The organism is Scytonema sp. PRP1, assembly GCF_036697665.2.
Classification (GTDB): domain Bacteria; phylum Cyanobacteriota; class Cyanobacteriia; order Cyanobacteriales; family Nostocaceae; genus Kalymmatonema; species Kalymmatonema gypsitolerans.
Genome location: NZ_JBAHYJ020000096.1, coordinates 213,441 through 232,774, shown reverse-complemented (window position 1 = coordinate 232,774; position 19,334 = coordinate 213,441). Strand labels below are relative to the sequence as shown.

General features: G+C 43.5%; 12 protein-coding genes. 10 read left to right on the top strand and 2 right to left on the bottom strand.

Annotated elements, in window-relative coordinates:
• From V5G28_RS25935 to bcsA, 3 genes are all read left to right on the top strand, one after another.
• Positions 1–793, top strand: a 793-nt coding sequence (locus V5G28_RS25935; RefSeq protein ID WP_332995914.1) for a glycosyl hydrolase family 8, incomplete at its 5' end; no start/stop codon positions are given.
• Between the two features lie 140 nt (positions 794–933).
• On the top strand, positions 934–3,312 hold the full coding sequence (locus V5G28_RS25930) for a cellulose biosynthesis cyclic di-GMP-binding regulatory protein BcsB (protein ID WP_332995912.1): 2,379 nt from the start codon (positions 934–936) through the stop codon (positions 3,310–3,312).
• 105 nt (positions 3,313–3,417) lie between these two features.
• Entirely contained in the window at positions 3,418–6,015 is a 2,598-nt protein-coding gene (gene bcsA, locus V5G28_RS25925) for a UDP-forming cellulose synthase catalytic subunit (protein WP_332995909.1), read from the top strand.
• Between the two features lie 121 nt (positions 6,016–6,136).
• On the opposite strand, the gene V5G28_RS25920 is transcribed toward bcsA, so the two are convergent.
• Positions 6,137–7,192, bottom strand: a complete 1,056-nt coding sequence (locus V5G28_RS25920) for a threonine aldolase family protein (RefSeq protein ID WP_332995907.1) — start codon at positions 7,190–7,192, stop codon at positions 6,137–6,139.
• A gap of 534 nt (positions 7,193–7,726) precedes the next feature.
• Between V5G28_RS25920 and V5G28_RS25915 the strand changes: the two genes are divergently transcribed.
• The 6 genes from V5G28_RS25915 (at position 7,727) to V5G28_RS25890 (ending at position 16,739) form a co-directional block, all read left to right on the top strand.
• Positions 7,727–8,056, top strand: a complete 330-nt coding sequence (locus tag V5G28_RS25915) for a hypothetical protein (RefSeq protein ID WP_096568177.1) — start codon at positions 7,727–7,729, stop codon at positions 8,054–8,056.
• Positions 8,057–8,256: 200 nt separating this feature from the next.
• The gene (locus V5G28_RS25910; RefSeq protein WP_332995905.1) at positions 8,257–8,802 is read left to right on the top strand and encodes a GIY-YIG nuclease family protein; all 546 of its coding nucleotides are present in this window, start codon (positions 8,257–8,259) and stop codon (positions 8,800–8,802) included.
• Positions 8,803–9,190: 388 nt separating this feature from the next.
• Positions 9,191–9,604 (top strand): hypothetical protein, encoded by a 414-nt coding sequence (locus V5G28_RS25905; RefSeq protein ID WP_332995903.1) that lies wholly within the window; start codon positions 9,191–9,193, stop codon positions 9,602–9,604.
• A 761-nt stretch (positions 9,605–10,365) separates the two neighbouring features.
• Entirely contained in the window at positions 10,366–10,554 is a 189-nt protein-coding gene (locus tag V5G28_RS25900) for a hypothetical protein (protein ID WP_073627266.1), read from the top strand.
• 65 nt (positions 10,555–10,619) lie between these two features.
• Positions 10,620–13,166 carry a GH116 family glycosyl hydrolase gene (locus tag V5G28_RS25895; protein WP_332995938.1) on the top strand — a complete coding sequence of 849 codons (2,547 nt, stop codon included), beginning with the start codon at positions 10,620–10,622 and terminating at the stop codon, positions 13,164–13,166.
• A 351-nt stretch (positions 13,167–13,517) separates the two neighbouring features.
• Positions 13,518–16,739, top strand: a complete 3,222-nt coding sequence (locus V5G28_RS25890) for a cysteine peptidase family C39 domain-containing protein (protein WP_332995901.1) — start codon at positions 13,518–13,520, stop codon at positions 16,737–16,739.
• 64 nt (positions 16,740–16,803) lie between these two features.
• On the opposite strand, the gene V5G28_RS25885 is transcribed toward V5G28_RS25890, so the two are convergent.
• Positions 16,804–17,034 (bottom strand): hypothetical protein, encoded by a 231-nt coding sequence (locus V5G28_RS25885; RefSeq protein WP_332995899.1) that lies wholly within the window; start codon positions 17,032–17,034, stop codon positions 16,804–16,806.
• 1,478 nt (positions 17,035–18,512) lie between these two features.
• On the opposite strand from V5G28_RS25885, the gene V5G28_RS25880 reads away from it, so the two are divergent.
• Positions 18,513–19,247 carry a hypothetical protein gene (locus V5G28_RS25880; RefSeq protein ID WP_332995897.1) on the top strand — a complete coding sequence of 245 codons (735 nt, stop codon included), beginning with the start codon at positions 18,513–18,515 and terminating at the stop codon, positions 19,245–19,247.
• Positions 19,248–19,334 lie beyond the last annotated feature (87 nt).

Here is a 19,334-nt window from a genome sequence, read left to right as displayed (position 1 = left end):
TGACGGTGATATTGATGCGATTACTGCCTTGATTCTTGCCTCAAGGCGTTGGAATCGTCCTGAATATTTAGATCTGGCGAAAGCTAAACTGCAAGATTTATGGAATCTTTCCATCATAGTAGGACACGGAGGTAAGCTTTATTTGCTGCCTGGTCCGGCGGCTGCCTTTGTTGGGAATGCCTCAACCATTTACCTCAATCCGTCTTATTTCGCTCCTTATGCTTTTCGGCTATTTGCCCAAGTCGATCCACAACATGATTGGTTGAGTTTGGTTAATACCAGCTACGAAGTTCTAGAAAAATCAGCGCCACTTTCTACCGTAGGTTTACCTAGTGATTGGGTAGCTCAAGATACTAAAACAGGGAAATGCCAACCCTTGCCGCAGACAAGCCAACTTCAAACTTTGTATGGCTTTGATGCTTATCGGGTTTGGTGGCGCTTGTCGCTGGATGTGGCATGGTTCAATTCACCCCAAGCGCGACGTTATCTCCAAACATACAGTAGATATTTGCAAAAGGTGTGGCGCGAGCGATCGCGTTTACCAGCACGCATCGACCTACAAGGCAAAGAATTGGTGGGTTATGAGGCGACAGCACAATACGCTATGCTTTACGCCGCTTGGGAGTTCATAGAACCACGACTAGCGAAGGAATTGCTTGAGAAAAAATTGCTACCTCAATACAAACTAGGCATTTGGGACGATAAATCTGCCTATTATACACAGAATTTGGCTTGGTTAGGTATGTTGCCTCCTTCAGTACTTCCTCAGCAACTCCTAAAAGCAAAGCCGTGAAAGGTCTTTATTGATTATTTCTAAAATCAGAAAAATTATGTTCGTTTTTGAGCTATAAAAAATAACAAACTTACTCTTGGTAAATATAGCTAGCAAAAAGCACAAAAATTCCACCATATACCTAATAATCACACTGTCATATGAAGCCGTTGTTTCTCTTTTCCCCAAACAGTACAAAAGCAATTATTTTTACTTTTTGTTTCTTACTGTTTCCTGGTTCATTGCTGAGCGCTCAAGCTCAAAGTCAAGAAGATTTGCAACACTATGATTCGCAAAATTCTAGCTATCCAGGGCAACAACAAACTCTTTTGTTAGCTCAAGCAACTAAACCCAAAGCTAACACCGAAGACACAGAAGACAACAAAGAGACTGCTAATGCAAAGAACCTGATAACGTACGACCTGGAATTTAACCGCAGTCCAATTGTCGGGAACCGTATGCGCTTACGAGGAATTAATGCGGAAAGTCGCCTTGGCTTTAACCGTCCTCGTGGTTGGAAAATCGCAAAGGTTCAAGCTTTAATTCGGTTCCAGCACTCACCATCTCTTTTTGCCAAACGTTCTCACCTGACGGTACTTGTCAATGACACTGCTATAGGCAGCGTATCGCTCAACCGTAAACAGTCCCAAGTGGGTGAGGTGTTACTGAATATCAATCCTAAGCTGCTTCAGGACTATAACGAAATCAAGCTTGTAGCGCAGCACAATAGCTTACAAGAATGTACTGATCCTCATGACCCGAGTTTGTGGACGGAGATTCTCCCAGATTCTAAATTAATTTTCAGTTTCCAACGTCAGCCAATCTCCCCCAACTTTAGCCGCTATCCCTATCCCTTTTTCGATCAACTCGGCTTAGAAACGAACCGGATTGTTTACTTGCAACCAACTCAAGCGAGGCAATATTGGCTGACAGCAGCAGCTCGTTTACAGGCGGCATTTGGCAGACTTGCAGATTTTCGCCCAATAGAGACGAGCTTGGTGTCTGATATAAAGGGTGTGAAGCCTGAACAACGGCTAGTGATTATTGGTACTCCCAGTGAGCAACCGATTTTATCATCCTTAAAATTGCCCGTTTCTGTTGCTGGTAATGAAATTTTCGATATCAATCAAAAGCTCGTACCAGAAGAGACAGGTGTATTAATTGCGACAACAACTCAAAAAGAAGGTGGTACTCCCGTTTTAATCGCGACTGGTAATGGACCAAAAGGTGTGGCTAAGGCAGTACAGTTTTTGGTACAGCCAGACTTGCGAAAAATGGGTACAGGTTCAGTCGTTTTTGTCAATCAAGTTAAGGAAGTGGCACCACCGGGACCTCGAGAATGGCCTCGTTATATTCCAGAGGAAAATACTTTTAGACTGACTGAACTGAAAAGCTCGCTCAATGGTGAGCCATTTGGTGATGTGACTGTACGTGGTTCAGCAGCACCGCCAATTGAAATTGATTTACACGCCTTACCTGACGATAGATTTGTGCGTGGCAGTTCCATGAACTTAGTTTACAGCTATGCTGCGCAGATGAACCCGAGAACTTCTGCTGTGGAAGTGTTACTCGACGGCAGATATATCGGTGGCGCACGTTTCACCTCAGATTCTGGAGAAACTCGCCAAACCTTGAGAGTTGATTTACCACCGCACTTGATTCGCCCCAACTCTCAACTCCAGATATACTTCCGAATGAATTCCAAAGAACCATTTGATAAGCAAAAGTGTATTAGCGCAGCAGACGAACAATTAATAGGTACACTTCATGCTGACACTAGCTTCGATTTAAAACGGGAAGCTTCCGTACAGCTGCCAGATTTGAATTTGTTGCAATTTGGTTTTCCGTTTGCTGCACCTCAAGACTTATCTAAAACGGCGATCGCCTTACCACAAAACCCATCTAGCACAGATATCCTGACTTTACTTGCGTTTAGCGAACGCTTAGGACGGCTGAGTCAAGCAGAGTCCGTTAAACTCCAGGTTTATACGCCAGAATCAATTCCTGATTCAGTTCGTAAGAATGAGCATCTTGTAGGAATTGGTACGCGAGATAAGTTTCCTTTCCCAGAAGTCTTTAAATCTGCTGGTTTTAATTTAAGCCAAGCATTCTCCCGCGTATCAGCTCAAGGTAGAATTCAAACTCCACAAGATTCACAAGGTTTGATTAAGCAAATTATCTCTCCTTGGAGCAACGAACGCACCATTCTGGCTTTAACAGCTCAGACACAAACAGGTTTAGAGCGAGTGCGACAAGTGCTAAATCGAGATCCATTGTTCTTCCAATTGAAACAGGACACAGTCCTGATAGGCAGTGATCAGAACAATCCAGTTGCCTACGAACCAGACGCTTATCAACTAGAGTTTTTCCGCACTGGTGCTAGGAATCGTGTGGAAAATACCAACTTATTGAGTAAGATAACACGCTTCCTACAAGAAAACTGGCTACTGCTACCTATCGGTATTTTAGGTGTCTCACTTTTACTTTATGGTATTGTCCAGTTGTATCTCAAGCGCCTTGCTGTTGCTGATAGAAATTAATTTTTACTAACTATCTAAGCAAAAACACGGCACTATAACAGATGATTATCTGCGTTTTTCTGCGGTTAAAATCCCAATTCTAAAATCTAAAATCCCAAATCAAAAATGTCTTCTTCATTAAATTCTCCTCCAAGAGGGCGTTTCAGCTTAAGTAGATGGCTCACTGATACCACGCCCCGATTTTTTGACCGTGCTTTACAAAATTTGGGTCGGAAACAGTTTAAGTGGCTTGTCTTGCTGCTACTGCTGCTGTCAGTTCCACTGATTATTACCCCGTTACGAATATGGCAGCAAGCAGTCATTGCCTTGCTTCTAGTGATAATCGGTCAATTCATTATGGAAGCCGAGGAGCAAGAGTCTTCTAGTGAAATCAGCCAGTATTATCATCTGTTTATGGTGTGGCTAAGTTTAGTAACAACACTGCGGTATTTATACTACCGCACAAGCTACACTCTTAACTTTGATGGCTGGATCAACAGCATTGCTTGCTTACTGCTGTACGGTGCCGAACTATACGCTGTTCTCACCTTGGCACTGGCATACTTTCAAACCCTAAGAATCAAAGAGCGTCAGCCAGTTGATCTTGGGACAATTCCTCAAGAAGAATGGTTTAATGTTGATATTTACATCCCCACCTTTAACGAAGACGTTGAGATTGTTCGTAAGACGGCGTTAGCAGCAATAGCTTGCGATTATGCTCCTGGGAAAAAAACGGTTTATATTTTGGATGATGGTCGTCCAGAAAGGTATAAAGAAAACGACCCGCGCCGAGAAAGTTTCCGAAGAAGACGCGAACAGATACGGCAAATGTGTGAGGAAATTGGCTGCATCCACATGACGCGGGACAACAACAACCACGCCAAGGCGGGTAATATCAACAACGCTTTTCACAAAACTGATGGCGACTTGGTTTTGATTTTGGACTGCGACCACATCCCATCGCGCCAATTTCTGCTAGATACAGTGGGCTTTTTCTTTGACCCAAAGGTATCGTTTGTCCAAACCCCCCACTGGTTCTATAACCCCGACCCCTTCGAGCGCAATTTGCTCACAGCCGGTAGAATCCCTGCGGGTAATGAACTGTTTTATAAAGTGCTCCAAAAAGGCAATGATTTTTGGAATGCAGCCTTTTTCTGCGGTTCAGCGGCTATTATTCGCAAATCCCACGCTTTGGAAGTTGGGGGAATTGCAGTCGAAACTGTAACAGAGGATTGCCACACAGCACTACGGTTGCACTCTCGCGGTTACAAGTCCGTCTATTACGACAAAATCATGGTGGCTGGTTTAGCGCCAGACACGTTTTCTTCCTATATGGGTCAACAAGTCCGTTGGGCAAGGGGTATGGCGCAGATTTTGCGGCTGGAAAACCCGTTGTTTAATCCAAGGCTGAAACTGACGATTCCTCAACGGATTTGTTATTTCAGTGCAACTTCGCACTTCTTGTATGGATATCCTCGGCTGATTTATGCAATTGTTCCGACTCTGTTCTTATTGTTTGGTATTAACCCCATCCGAGGCTTAGGTTTGGAAACTCTGGCTTACGCTGTACCTCACATTCTGCTCGCCCTATTTACCAACCACCTGATCTACAAAAACGTCCGTTTTTCTTTTTGGAACGAAATTTTTGAATTTGTGATGGCTTTCCAATCGGGGTGGGTGACTATGTTGGCGCTGCTTAACCCCAGACTTGGTTCGTTTAACGTCACTGATAAAGGAGTGAACATTGCTAAACGTACTTTTGACTGGCGGTCAATGCGTGGTCTTATGGTCGTGGCGGCACTCGTTTTCACTTCCTTATTTGCCGTTCCCTACTGGTTGCTGCTTCGTCCAGAAGATTGGCAAGCGGTCTTGGTTAACACTTTATGGTCAGGTTTTAATTTGATTCTGCTGATAGCGGCATTGTTAGTGGGGTTTGAGCAGCCACAGGTGCGTGCCGCCCACCGTTTGCAGCGACACCTCAGAGTTGTTATTTCTACTGCCAATCAGACATTCCAGGGGACAACAGTCAACATTTCAGAAACTGGGGCGTTGGTTTCTTTGGAATCTTTGCCCAATTTACCAGATGAGATCGATGTTGAGATTATGGGAGACTCTACTGCTCGCGTCTCTCTAACAGCGCGGGTTGTGCGACTCTCGCCTGTAAGTGATACGAAAACGCTTTTGGCAATTGACTTTGTCAATCCCAGCCGCTCGCAAATCGATAACTTAATCCTGGTTTCGTATTCTGATGTGCGAGAATGGTATTCCCAAAAGCGGCAAAACTCAGATCAACCATTCCATTCGCTTGGGTTCCTTGCCACGAGTCTGACTCGCTCTTTTCGAGACATCAAACCCACTGCCCGTAAACAGGTACGTAAACAGGTGAATGCCGTCGGCGAACTGTACTGGGATGGTCATTTCTTCCCTGCAATTGCTACGGAACTTGGAGTAACAGGTTTACGGCTGGAAATATCGGGCAAAAAAGCTAAATCAGGTGACAGAGTGCTTGGACAAGAGGACTTGCACAAGATGCGCAGTCTTAAACCACTGGTTGGTTTGCTTTTGAGTCGAGAGGAGGGGAACCCATCACCGAGTAAGTTGCTTGCTGAAATTTCTGGGGCGAAAGAAGAGACTAATGGCAAGATTATTGTTGATTTGAATTTTCCAACACAATTCAAGCAACGCCAAAGTCCCAAAATCAAGCAGCTTTTGCAGGTGTTGTAGAATCGGTTATTCTGAAGCCGCGAGTTTATCGGTGAGAAATCGCTGTTGAATTCGGTAGTTCACTAGAAAAGTAAGCAATTCTTCTGTGTCCCTTGCTTCTTTAAGCTTCTGTCGGTGCTAGCTAAGCGATTAATGACAAATGACGAGTAGAATGTGCCTGAGCAGCTTCTAAAAACGCTGCCACATCTTCCTCTTGAGTGTTGAAGGCAGTAACTAACCGCACTGTTGCGGAATCTTCTCCATCCCAGCGGTAGAATTTAAAGCCATCACTTAAAAGACCTACAATCACTTGTTGAGGCATTTGAATAAATATCTCGTTTGCCTCAACTGGATTGCAAAGCGTCACTCCTGGCAACATTGTCAACTTTTGAGCTAGCTGCCTTGCCATGTTGTTGGCATGGGTAGCATTCTTTAGCCACAAATCATTTTTGATGTAGGCTTCTAGCTGCACGGACAAAAACTGCATTTTTGAGAATAGATGCCCACTACGTTTTAGGCGATATCGGAATGTCTGAGCTAAATCTCGATTGAAAAATATGACTGCCTCTGCAGCCATAGCACCGTTCTTAGTCGCTCCAAAAGACAGCACATCCACCCCAGCACGCCAGGTGATGTCAGCAGGAGAGCATCCCAAGCTAACCACAGCGTTAGCAAACCGCGCACCATCCATGTGCAGGTTCAACCCATGAGCGTGAGTCACCTCAGCGATTTGGGAAACTTCATCAATGCTATAAACAGTTCCGGCTTCAGTTGCCTGAGATAAACTAACAGCAGCGGGTTGAACATGATGTACAACACCTGCACCAGCCTGAGCGAGTGCTGCGGCTAAATCAATTGCGTCAGTTTTTCCATGCTCTCCTGGTAGCGTCACTAGTTTTGCTCCCCCTGTAAAAAATTCTGGGGCACCGCACTCATCAGTATGTATATGGGATTGGTGATGACAGTAAATTGCCCCGAAAGGAGGTGTCATCACTGACAGAGCAAGGGCGTTGGCAGCAGTACCCGTAGCTACAGGAAAGACTAAAACGTCTTTTTCAAATAATTCTGAGAACAGGGAATTCAAGCGCTGGGTACAATCATCATTTCCATAGGGCATCACAACCCCATGACTTGTTGCCAAAAGCGCTGCCATGATTTCTGGGGATACACCCACAACGTTGTCGCTACAGAAGTTCATTACTTTGATTACAGAAAGTTACGAGAGAAATCCTCGCAAAACTAGATACTCCACATGGTAGCTAAGTTCACACAAAGTGGCAGGCTGATCATTCGACTTCTCAATTGCAAGGAAACACACTGCCGTAAGTCTTGCCCATAGGCTACGCTACTTAGAAGGCGATCGCTCCTTGGCAAGCACTCCATGCGATCGCTAAGGAACAACCCAAAGAGGCATCGCCCCGGAATCAGTTGCAGAGATAGTGGTTCGAGTCGGTTAAAACTGGCTAAAAGTATTCATCAATATGGTTTTTGACTCTCAAAATAGGACTTAGGATATGAGACAGAGGCTGGATTTCCTAAGTGTTAGGCTGTGTGAGCAACTTTGTTTGTCTGCTCGTGGTTTTTTATTCGCTGCTCGCTAGTCCCCAGTCCCCAGTCCCTAGGTAGCAACTTTGTTTGTCTGCTCGTGGTTTTTTATTGAAGGCTAACGACGTATTAAAATGTCTCCAATGCCCTATGATCTCTCAGTTCTTAACCAATCATTGCAAGTCAAATGCCTTTAAAAATCGTTGAAAATTTCGATGCGAGTTTTACTCTGGAACCACAAGCCAAAGAAACATTATTCAAACTATTGACAGGTGTTTCTTTCTTAAACCAACTTTGTCAACACTTGAAGTGTGAAAAGCTTGAATGGACAGAATTACTTTTTCAACCTGTTCCTTACAGTTCGCAAACTCCTAAAGGTATGCCAGCGGAATTTGAAAAGTATTATGATTCTGATGAGTACGCCATCATTAATGTTCCGCCAAATTTCATGTTCCAGGCGAAGATTTTCAAACCCAGTCGCCTTTGTGCCATTTATCGAAAGTTTGTTAGTTCTTAGTACAGCATTTCATTAATTCGTAACGTTTTTAAACGCACCAGGTAGCCGAGGTAAACGCAAAGGTACACATAGTCTTCGTTCAAGTTTTCGCTATGAATTTATGCAAAGCTCTACTTAGTTAGATCTCGTTAGCATACATCACGACTAACAACTAACAATTTCCTCAAAATTATCAAAACTCCTGCTTGTGAATTTAAGTTATGACCACAGAAAGTAATATTCCTACTTTAGCAAGTTTGGAATACATTCCATTCATTGACGACAACGGTCAGTTACCCGAACAATTACAGGGAAAAATTGGGGTATATGCAATTTTTGACCAAGAAAAAGTCCTGCAATTTGTAGGATATTCCCGTGATGTTTATCTTAGCCTTAAGCAGCATTTAGTACGTCAACCACAATACTGCTATTGGGTGAAAGCTCAAACAATTGAACGTCCCAGCCGTACGGTGTTAGAAAACATCGAGCATGCTTGGATTGCCGAAAATGGCAGTGTGCCTGCTGGAAATGCAGATAGCAAGGACAGATGGACACAGCCAATAGATGTCAAAGTCGTCATGACGGCTGAAGAACAGGCAAATTATCACAATCCTGTAAATGATGAAATGGCGCAAATCAAAATCATTAAAAATGTGGCAAGGCGAGTCGAGGCTGAAATCATAGCAGTTTTAGAAGTACGTGGTTTACAAACACAAATTCGCTTCAATCCTAAGTTGAAAGAAAACGGTTTACTGGATTTGAAATAAGACCGCTGCACATTTACTGTAACCGAATTTAGAGGTATGGGGTGTAGGGGTCATTACCCACATTTTTATTTACGCCCCGTATCCCTTAATTTGGCATTTTGGCAACTCTATTCATTTTCTAAGGAGTATGTTATCTGTTAATAGGTTATTGCACCAAAAAGCACACATCACAAGGCTAAAACCTCCTCTTCCCAGCTAACGACTGGGTCTAGTACTGCACGCGCCCTGAAAGCGCTCATCGTTATGCCTTCGTGGTTTGCATCCTCCCCAGGTTTCTCACCTGGGGCTTTCTTTGAGAGCTTTAACTAGTACAGAATTTCACTAGTACGAATGTTAGTTTTTTGATTAACTTCCTTTTTTCCTGTTCTTCTTTTTTAGGGATGTAAATGTGGTTAAGCGAATTCAGATAATCGGGGAGCATCGTGTGAGCATCAGTGATGAACGCGGCAGCGGAAGATTCTGCCCAAAGATATTGGCATTAGCTAATCAACACTTGAGCAAGAAAGCATCTATCTGGGATTGTGGTTTTGCAATTAAGGTCAGCGCTATTTCTAGCAAAGAGCAAACATCATCCCCTCGACTGGAAAATCAGCAAATTTCCACTCCACATGGTTTGCACTCAAAGCAAGCGGGAATAATATTGTCTGCTTGGCAAAGCGTCAAACAAAATCTAGCAGCTATCCGAGCCACCTTTACAGGTCATTCAAGTGCTTCAGCATTGGTTGTGGAATTTTTGCAGATACAAATGTGGGTTGAAACCCCTCTCTCTTGTACAAACAATTTGGGTCTACAATCAATTTAAGAAGTTCATCGGAGCGTTTGTGTTTGCAAATGGTTACATAATCATCTGTTGTATATCGCCAGCCACTCAGTAGCTTTCTGGTTGGTTTAAGGTTCTATTTGGTTTGATGCAGACATCTAAGCAGAGCGGTTTGCTATGAAGCGTCGCTTTGATACTGGCTCGTAAGAAATGCCTTTAACATTTACAAAGAAAAGCTCAAGTAGCTAAGTTAAGCGTTGTCAGGGAAATTTTTAGATCACGAGCAAACATACTTGAATGATCAAAGTGCCGGGACTTTCTTCTTAGTTTCCCAATCACCGACAATATGAAAACTTGGATGAAACCGACGACTCAACTCTCCATGAGTAACATCAAGGCTTTCCCCTCAAAGTTTTTATCTGTTTTTATCTGGTGATTTGAGTTAATTGATCATAGATATATTAACACAGAAGTGTTCAGATGATGTACTCACATACAAAATTATTAACACTTCTTCGTGTGAGTTGAAAGATAATCGTAAGGCAGGCATTACCAGCTAACGCCTCTCATAGATATTTGCCTTAGAGCCATATTTTAACCGCTTGCCTCACGCAACTATGAAGTGTGCGAGCAGAGTGAAGCTTTGGGAAATGCGCTGCGTCTTGTTACCGCAGAACGCAGACATTAAGCTGATGTTTAGTCATAAGCATCTGCTGACTATTATCTATCAAAAAAACAGACATCAATCTATTGATTGCAATGTCAACTGCTGTGGTGGTTATAAAAGCGAGGTTTTCTGATTAATGCGACAAACTAAAACATACCGTACTGCACTTGCACCTTGGGCTGTTGTGCGTTGGTTCTCACCCACTGAACGAACTGTGATTAATCGATTCCGCAGTCGCAGCGATGCGGATGGTCATCTTGCTATATTACGGCGATTGATGCCAGAAGCTGATTTACAAGTCATTGTTGACATGGATCAAGATTAATCTAGAAATTTAAGTATCAGTTACGAATGTAGGAACGGATACACTGAACCTTGTATAATTAAATGATGACAAAACTGCCATCTTCCGTCATTCCCTCTTGCACTTGGAGTCGTCCCATCGGTTTAGGCTGGGACAAACCCTACACAGTCCGCTATACCAGCAATATTGATGATGGTCCTTGGCACGGAATGCCTTTAGGCGGCTTTGGTGCAGGTTGTATTGGTCGTTCCTCGCGAGGAGACTTTAATTTGTGGCACATTGATGGCGGTGAACATATTTTCCAAAACATCCCCGCCTGTCAATTCAGTGTGTTTGAATCATTTGGCTCATCCTCGCAAGCATATGCTTTGTGTACTCAACCTCCTGAAGATGGCAGCCTGACATCATGGCAGTGGTATCCAGCAAGTGGAAGTGGGCAGAAAAACCTCACTTCATCATCCCAATTTTTGACGGGAACTTATCACGCCCTGTACCCTCGCAGCTGGTTTGTTTATGAAGGAGTCTTTCAAGCAAACTTAACCTGCGAGCAGTTCTCTCCTATTTGGGCGGGAAATTATCAAGAAACGAGCTACCCAGTAGCAGTGTTTGTATGGACTGCACACAACCCTACTGATGCACCGATCGCTCTTAGCATCATGCTCACTTGGGAAAATATGGTGGGCTGGTTCACCAATGCTCTAAAATCTCCTGAGGTTCGCTTGCGCGATGATGGTAGTCCAGTTTATGAATACCAACCGCGCTTAGGCGAAAGCAAAGGTAATTTTAACTTGATAGTTGAAAATACTGAATTTATTGGCTTTGAGTTGGGTCGGGTTGGTGTCACTGAACCAGTGCAGGAAGGGGAGGGACAGTGGTGTATTGCCACACGGAAAAATCCCAAAGTGGAGTTATTTTACCATACCCGGTGGAATCCTATAGGTACGGGTGATGATCTGTGGCAAAGCTTTGCCCAAGATGGCTCTTTGCCCAATTACGTCGATGATACTCCTTCTTGCGAGGGCGAACAGGTAGGGGTAGCTCTTGCTCTGCGTTTCACTCTCCAACCAGGCGAAACTCTCGAAATCCCCTTTGCGCTTGCTTGGGATTTTCCTGTTACAGAATTTGCATCCCAGATTACATATTACCGCAGATATACCGACTTTTTTGGTCGAAGTGGTAAGAATGCTTGGGCGATCGCATCCTCTGCTTTAGCTCAATACCAAACTTGGCAACAGCAGATTCAATCTTGGCAACAGCCGATTCTTGATCGCCAAGACTTACCTGACTGGTTCAAAATGGCTTTGTTTAATGAGCTTTATGACCTCACCAGTGGTGGAACTCTCTGGAGTGCGGCAACAAAGCGTGACTCAGTTGGTCAGTTCGCCGTACTAGAGTGCTTAGATTACCGCTGGTATGAAAGTTTGGATGTGCGGCTTTACGGTTCTTTTGCCCTGTTGATGCTGTTTCCAGAACTGGAAAAGGCGGTGATTCGTGCCTTTGCACGGGCAATACCTAAGAGTGACGATACTCCTCGTGTTATTGGCTACTATTACACGATAAGTGCGGAAAGCCCAATGGCAGTTCGTAAAGCTGCGGGTGCAACGCCTCACGACTTAGGCGCACCCAACGAACACGTTTGGGAAAAAACAAATTATACAAGTTATCAAGATTGCAACCTGTGGAAAGATTTAGGTTGTGATTTTGTGTTGCAAGTATACCGAGACTTTCTGCTAACAGGTGCTGATGATGTGGAATTCCTTGCAGAGTGTTGGAACGCTATTGTGCAAACTCTAGACTACCTCAAGACGTTTGATAAAGATGAGGATGGCATTCCGGAAAATTCTGGTGCGCCTGATCAAACTTTTGACGACTGGCGCTTGCTGGGAGTCAGTGCATATTGTGGTGGGTTGTGGTTAGCGGCGTTGGAGGCGGCGATCGCGATTTGTAATGTTTTACTAAATAACCACCAAAACAGCAAGGTTCTTCTTGGCGATCTTGGCGTCCCTTCGCTGAGTCCTTCGGACACGCTACGCGAACGCTCGAGGGCAGGCTTGGCGGTTCAAAAATCCATCTATGAAACTTGGCTTGCACAGTCTCGCCCTATTTACCAAGAAAAACTCTGGAATGGGCAATACTATCGGTTGGACAGTCAGAGTGGATCTGATGTGGTGATGGCAGACCAACTATGTGGGCAATTTTATGCTCGTCTGTTGGGCTTGCCAGATATTGTACCTGTTGAGTGCGCCCTCTCTGCCTTAAAAACAATTTACGATGCTTGCTTCCTCAAGTTTTACAATGGCAAGTTTGGTGCGGCTAACGGTGTTCGTCCTGACGGTTCACCCGAAAACCCCAACGCAACTCATCCTTTGGAAATTTGGACAGGGATAAATTTTGGCTTAGCTGCTTTTCTTATCCAAATGGGAATGAAGGATGAGGCTTTTAGAATGGCAGATGCTGTAGTCCAGCAAGTTTATGACAATGGGCTACAATTCCGCACACCTGAAGCCATCACTGCTGTGGGGACTTTCCGCGCCAGTACTTACCTCCGGGCTATGGCAATTTGGGCAATTTATTTGGTGATGAGTGATGAGTCATCTTCCCCGACTCCCCGAGTGCCAACACGCATCGGATAATCGATAAACTCCAAACGTAACTTACAACTGTTCGTTATCTGTTATGTAAAATTAAGATTCTGCACCTAATAGCTCAAGTCGTTTTTATCTGTCATATAATATTTCTTTCGTCGATTTTCCGGACTTGAGCGGCTAACTACAGAAATAATATTTGAGACTAATCATAGAATATATCGAAAAGCCCTGAGTTTCTAAAACTCAGGGTAAGGAATTTTTTGTTGAACAATCTAAATACTGCTAGTTTTAGACACACAAACAACTAGTAATTCAAAAAAAAGAAATGTTCACTATTGACAATCCAAGAAACCAGTTTATTTCAATTCAAAATTTTTGTAAACCCACTGATAAACGATGAACTCTTTTTCGTCGTTAAGAGCTCAGACAGAGCAGAATTCCACAAGTAAACAGCACTGTCCCACAGCAAGCCCTAGTATCCTCAACTTTTTGAGGCTAGTTGTCGAGGATACGAGTCTAGTATCAGATTTTAGTAAAGTTTGGGTTGTGCGTGAGTTTCAGCTAGGTGACGATTTAACTACCTACAATCCAGGTAGAAAAAGCCAAGACACGAACAATGTTCTTTACTTAGTTTGTCAAGGTCGAGTGCGACTGCTTGGGTTTGACGCAACCGTTGGAAAAGAAGTATCAACTCAGTTGCTTTTAGCTCAGCAAACTTTTGGAGCAGACCATTTATTCTGCAATCAACCTTTACCATATCGGGCAATTGCAGCTAGTGATGGTTGTGTGGCGCAAGTTACCATTTCTAACCTCGTGTCTTGGCTAGAGCGAATACCTAATTTGCAAAACCATTTACAGCAAGTCGTTTTTGAGCGTCAAGCGTTAATTTTCTTTAAAACTTGCACTGAGTTATCCTGGCAAAAAAGTTATGCTCTGCGGCAATTCCTACCTTACTTAGTACAAAAAAAGATAGATGCTGGCTCATCTTTGAGCGAAGTGACTCCCCCTAAAGAAGGGCGCTTTTGGCTGATGAGTGGAAAAATCTGTAGCCAAGAAGCAGAAAAGCCACCACGCTTAGGAAATAGCTGGGGATATCCTCAGACGCTGTTACCAGCTTGGAGCGCTGAAACGGACTTGCAAGTCTACCAGCTAAGCGTAGAACATTGGGAGTCTTTCGGGGCGATTGCCTCCGGCAGTGGCACCTTTGCAATCGCCCCGGAGTTATCTCCTACTCAGTGCGAGGAAGAGGATAAGGGGACGGATCAATTCAAAATTCAAAATTCAAAATATGTCCTGCGGACACGCTACGCGAACAAAATTGAAAAATCTCTACCCACAGTCCCACCTGCGCTCAACCCAGAGTTAGAGAGTTCAAAAGCTGCTGAAACCATAGCAGATATTCACTTTTCTCAAGAAGGAATTCCTCCCCACCCCTCAATAACGCGGTTATGGCGAGGAATACCCTTCATCCAACAACAGAGTTCATCAGATTGTGGCGCGGCGTGTTTGGCGATGATTAGCCGCTACTGGGGTAAACGTTTTAGTCTGAACACGTTGCGGAATTTAGCTCAGACAGACCGTCTCGGTGCATCGCTTTCAGACTTAGCAGATGCAGCCCAAAATTTGGGATATCAAGCACTACCAGTGCGGGGTTCTTTGAATGCGTTGGAGTTGCAAAAGCGTCCCTGGATTGCTCATTGGCAAGGAATTCACTATGTTGTCGTTTGGCAAGTCAAAGGCGATCGCGTGTTGATTTGTGATCCGGCTATTGGGAAGCGATCGCTCACTCGCCAAGAGTTTGAAGAGAATTGGACACAATATGCTCTTTGCTTATCCCCTACCGAACGCTTCAAGGCGTTCAAAGACGAAAAAATTTCCCTTTTGGGTTTTTGGCAGCTTTTTTGGCAACACCGTATTTTACTGGGGCAAATCATTCTCGCCTCAGTGCTGCTGCAGGTATTTGGCTTGGCAACACCTATATATGCTCAGGTGCTTCTCGACCAAGTCATGCCACAAAAAAGCCTAGCGACTCTCAATGTCCTTGCTGTTAGCTTCTTCATCTTTGGTATCTGGCGTATTGCCTTAACAACAGTACGTCAATACTTACTGAACTACTTTTCCAACCGCATCGACACAACATTGATGGGTAGTTTTATGAGTCACACGCTGCGATTACCGTTGCACTTTTTTGCATCCCGTCAAGTAGAGGATATTATCACCCGCGTTCAGGAAAACCGAAAAATCCAACTATTTCTTACTCGTCAAACTATCACTACTGTGTTGGATGGTGCGATCGCCCTTGTCTACCTGGGATTGATGGCTTATTACAACTTGCAACTCACTCTGTTGGTGTTGGTGTTGCTTGTACCCATCGTAGTTTTGACTTTGGGAGTCAGTCCATCTCTCAAAACAGCCTCGCGGGAAACCTATAAGAAATCAGCAGCACAAAACTCTTCATTGGTTGAAATAGTAACTGGTATTTCCACAATCAAAACAGCAGGATCTGAGCAAGGATTGCGTTGGTATTGGGAGCAGCGCTTCACGGATATGCTGGAAGCGCGGTTTCACTCTCAAAAACTGGCTCATAAGTTCCAACTGACAAAGAGCGTAATCAATCACTTTAGGAACACAGCAGTGCTGTGGTATGGAACAACCTTGGTAATTCACCAACAGATGTCGGTTGGTCAATTTGTCGCTTTTCATATGCTTATCGGCAGTGCAATCAACCCTGTTTTAGGGTTGCTAGGGTTGTGGGATGAGTTCCAAGAAGTGCTCATCTCTATGGAACGACTCAACGATGTCTTAACTGCCCAGCCAGAAGAAAATCCTCAAAAACCACTACTGGTGTTACCCCGAATTCGCGGTGATGTTTGTATTGAAAATGTCACTTTCCGTTTTAGTCAATATGAACAACGCAACACCCTGCAAAATGTTTCCTTCAGAATCAAAGCAGGGCAAACCATTGGTATTGTCGGTTCTAGCGGTTCAGAGAAAAGCACTCTAGTGAACTTGCTTGCTGGTTTATATCGTCCCAACACCGGACGTATTTTGATTGATGGACATGATATTGCTCATATTTCACCTCAATCATTACGAAGTCAGTTGGGCGTGGTACCACAAGAGTGTTTTTTGTTTTCCGGAACTATTTTAGAAAACATCACGCTTTATAGCTCGGAATATACCCTAGAGCAAGTTATAGCCGCTGCCCAACTAGCAGAAGCACACACCTTTATCCAATCGCTACCTCTGGAGTACAACACCCGAATCGGAAAAGGGGGAATAACGCTTTCGAGTGGACAGCGACAAAGAATAGCAATTGCTCGTGTCCTTCTGAGAAACCCACGAATTTTGATTTTGGATGAAGCCACCAGTTCACTAGATACAGAATCTGAGCCTCAATTTCTAGAAAACATAGCTCGGTTTAGTCGCGTCAGTGTTGCTGCTCCTAGTGAAGCTCGCACCACCTTTATCATTGCCCATCATCTTTCTACTGTTCGCCATGCTGACTGCATTCTTGTTTTAGACCAAGGTAGCCTCGTAGAGCATGGTACCCACCAAGAATTAATGACGATTGGCGGTCTTTATAACTACTTGATCCAGCAGCAATTGCATCTATAACCTTTAGGACTTGCGCAAAAACTCTGGTGAAACTCCTATTTCTTCTCTTCTCCTGTCGCAGACGCTACGCGTGAACGTGTCCTTTGGATCCTAGCCTACGCGATCGCGATCGCGCTGAGTGCTGAGTCCCTCGCGGTGCGGCACGGCTGAGCGCACGCACGCACTCGCGATCGCCGTAAGCGTTGCTCCTCCTAAGGGAGGCACGGACACGCTGCTTTGTTGGCGGACCCTGCGCTTTGCGCTTACGCACACGCTCTTGCAACGCCCAACGACACACCACTTCGTGTCTACGCACTTCGTTTCTTCATAATGCATGCGTAAGTCCTGACCTTATACAAAGTTGCAATATTCCACAGTACTCGAGAACACAGAGCATAAGGGTGTAGAGGCTCATACCCGACACCCTTATACCCCTTATACCTCTACTGCTCTGTGTCAGTTAGATTTGAGCGGAGGCGCAAATATTTACTAAATCTAGTTAGGAACATCCTGGGCAATCTTTCTTTTTTCTCCTAATAAAGTAAATAATTATGCACAGTTGCAACCTGCTACTTTTGCTTTGTTAAAAACCCTGAACAAGTGTTTTGTAATATCCAAGACACCATACTTGGAAAATCTTTGAAATTATACCACATCAAGGTCATGAAACAACCTCATACCAGTATTGAATGAATTGATTCTTCTGCCAAATCCATAACAGATTCATTGTAAATTTGCAATCACATACGAAAAGCAAAGCCTTACTTGGTGTGCAGATTAACTCATATAACGAAAAGAAGACATTTTCCGGAAATTGTAAAAAGGATTATTATGATTTGACTTTAGTAATGATTGTCTAAATGCTACTTCTGCTGATATATTTTTAAAGTAGTAGGATATTAAGTAACAGTAAAAAAATCCATATGCCTTGGGAATATAAAACCTCTAGAGCAATTATGGATGAGGGGTGTAACCCCTCAATATTTAACAAGTAAGGGACAAAACGTAAACGGGATAATACTTAAGTAAATATAAAAACACTTCAGTAAAATTCCTTGAAAAAATCCAAATTAAGTAGATGACATTTACCAAAAAAAATAGTATAAATACGAATGTGGTTAATAACGATTAGGGATGAGCAATTTTTCTCTACAACCCTAAAAAGTATGCGATTTTACTTAATAGCTCCTAATTATTTGGTATAAATTTGGAATATAAATCTACCAAAAAAAAAGACATTAAATTAGGAGTAAGTGAAATTTGAATCAAACACAAAAGCATCTACTCAAAGCCAGGCAAAGACTTTTTCATTTCAGACATATGACACAGAGAAAGTAAATTTAGGCCTGTGGCAACGCTGAGCAAAAGTTACAGACGATTAGTCACCAGCAACTGAGCGGTATTCAAAGAAAACTCCTAAGACTCATTATCCTCACTTGTATCGTGTCCGTCTGTATACATTGCTTTTTTACAAATGAACTGCTGCATTTCATAGCGAGATAACATCATTCCGGCTTAGCAGCAAAAAGACTTGAATAGAAAGTCAGGTTTGGGATCATCAGGACGGAGCATGAACAGTATCATCAGGTTAAATGCAATCGAAACCTCAAGCCAAGCAGAGAATTCAGCGATGAATTTTCAGAACTTGTATTCCTACTGTGATTTGGTTTCTGAAAAGGCTTTCATCTACGAAAGTCATGTAGCTTCAATAAAAGCTGGTTTACCAAAAGCATCTACAGATACACATACCCCCACAGTTACAAACCCTGAAACAGCCTCTAAGAATACAGGGTATTGGTCTACATCCTTACAGGCGTTGCTCGAGCAACTACCTTTAACCCTTGCTCATCTAGTCACGCCCAAGAGCATAGCTTTTTTACGGTTGTAGTCGTTTGGGCGTGGACAGGAAAGATTGAACAGGTCAATCAAGTTCGAGGCAAATTTGTAGCATTAAGCGAGCTTGAGAAACTTCAGCTACAACATTTGGGCAAAGTCGTTAATACTGGGGTAGAAGACGCTCAACAGTTGAAAATGAGTGAAGTCGTCGCAGAATTAGACAGCGCACTCTTGGGTACAGAAGTTGAAGTGCAAACGCAATATTTAGCAACTGACCAAATGCAGTTCAAGCAAATCAAAGATTTGATGGCTCGGACTCGGATGCTGGCTCAAAGGAGCGCCTCACTTAAGGCTCAAGAAAAACAAGCTGGTTTAGGAGCATTAGACACGCTCGAACCACACGCAAAAATGCCAGTACAGCCATCAGAACGACTAAAGCCAAGGCAAATTCAGCAATTGGCGAAGGGAATGACTCACTTGCAAGCTCAAAAAGTGTCAACTCATCTCCATACATCTGTAAAGCGGGATTTCAGTACGAGTTCAAAAACAGCCGTATCTATTTTTCCAACTGCTAAACCCCTTAAGACATTGGGCCAGATACATCGATTTAAAGTTGGATTGGTTGGTAAAAATATCACAAATAAGAGAAAAATCATCAAATTAAAAGCAGATCAAACAGCCACTGCAAAATAGTTCCCCACCGTCGAATCGGTGAAATTTTCCTTGAAGCAATTTCCACACTTTGTATACAGAGAACAATTGATATACGGTCAATTGGGC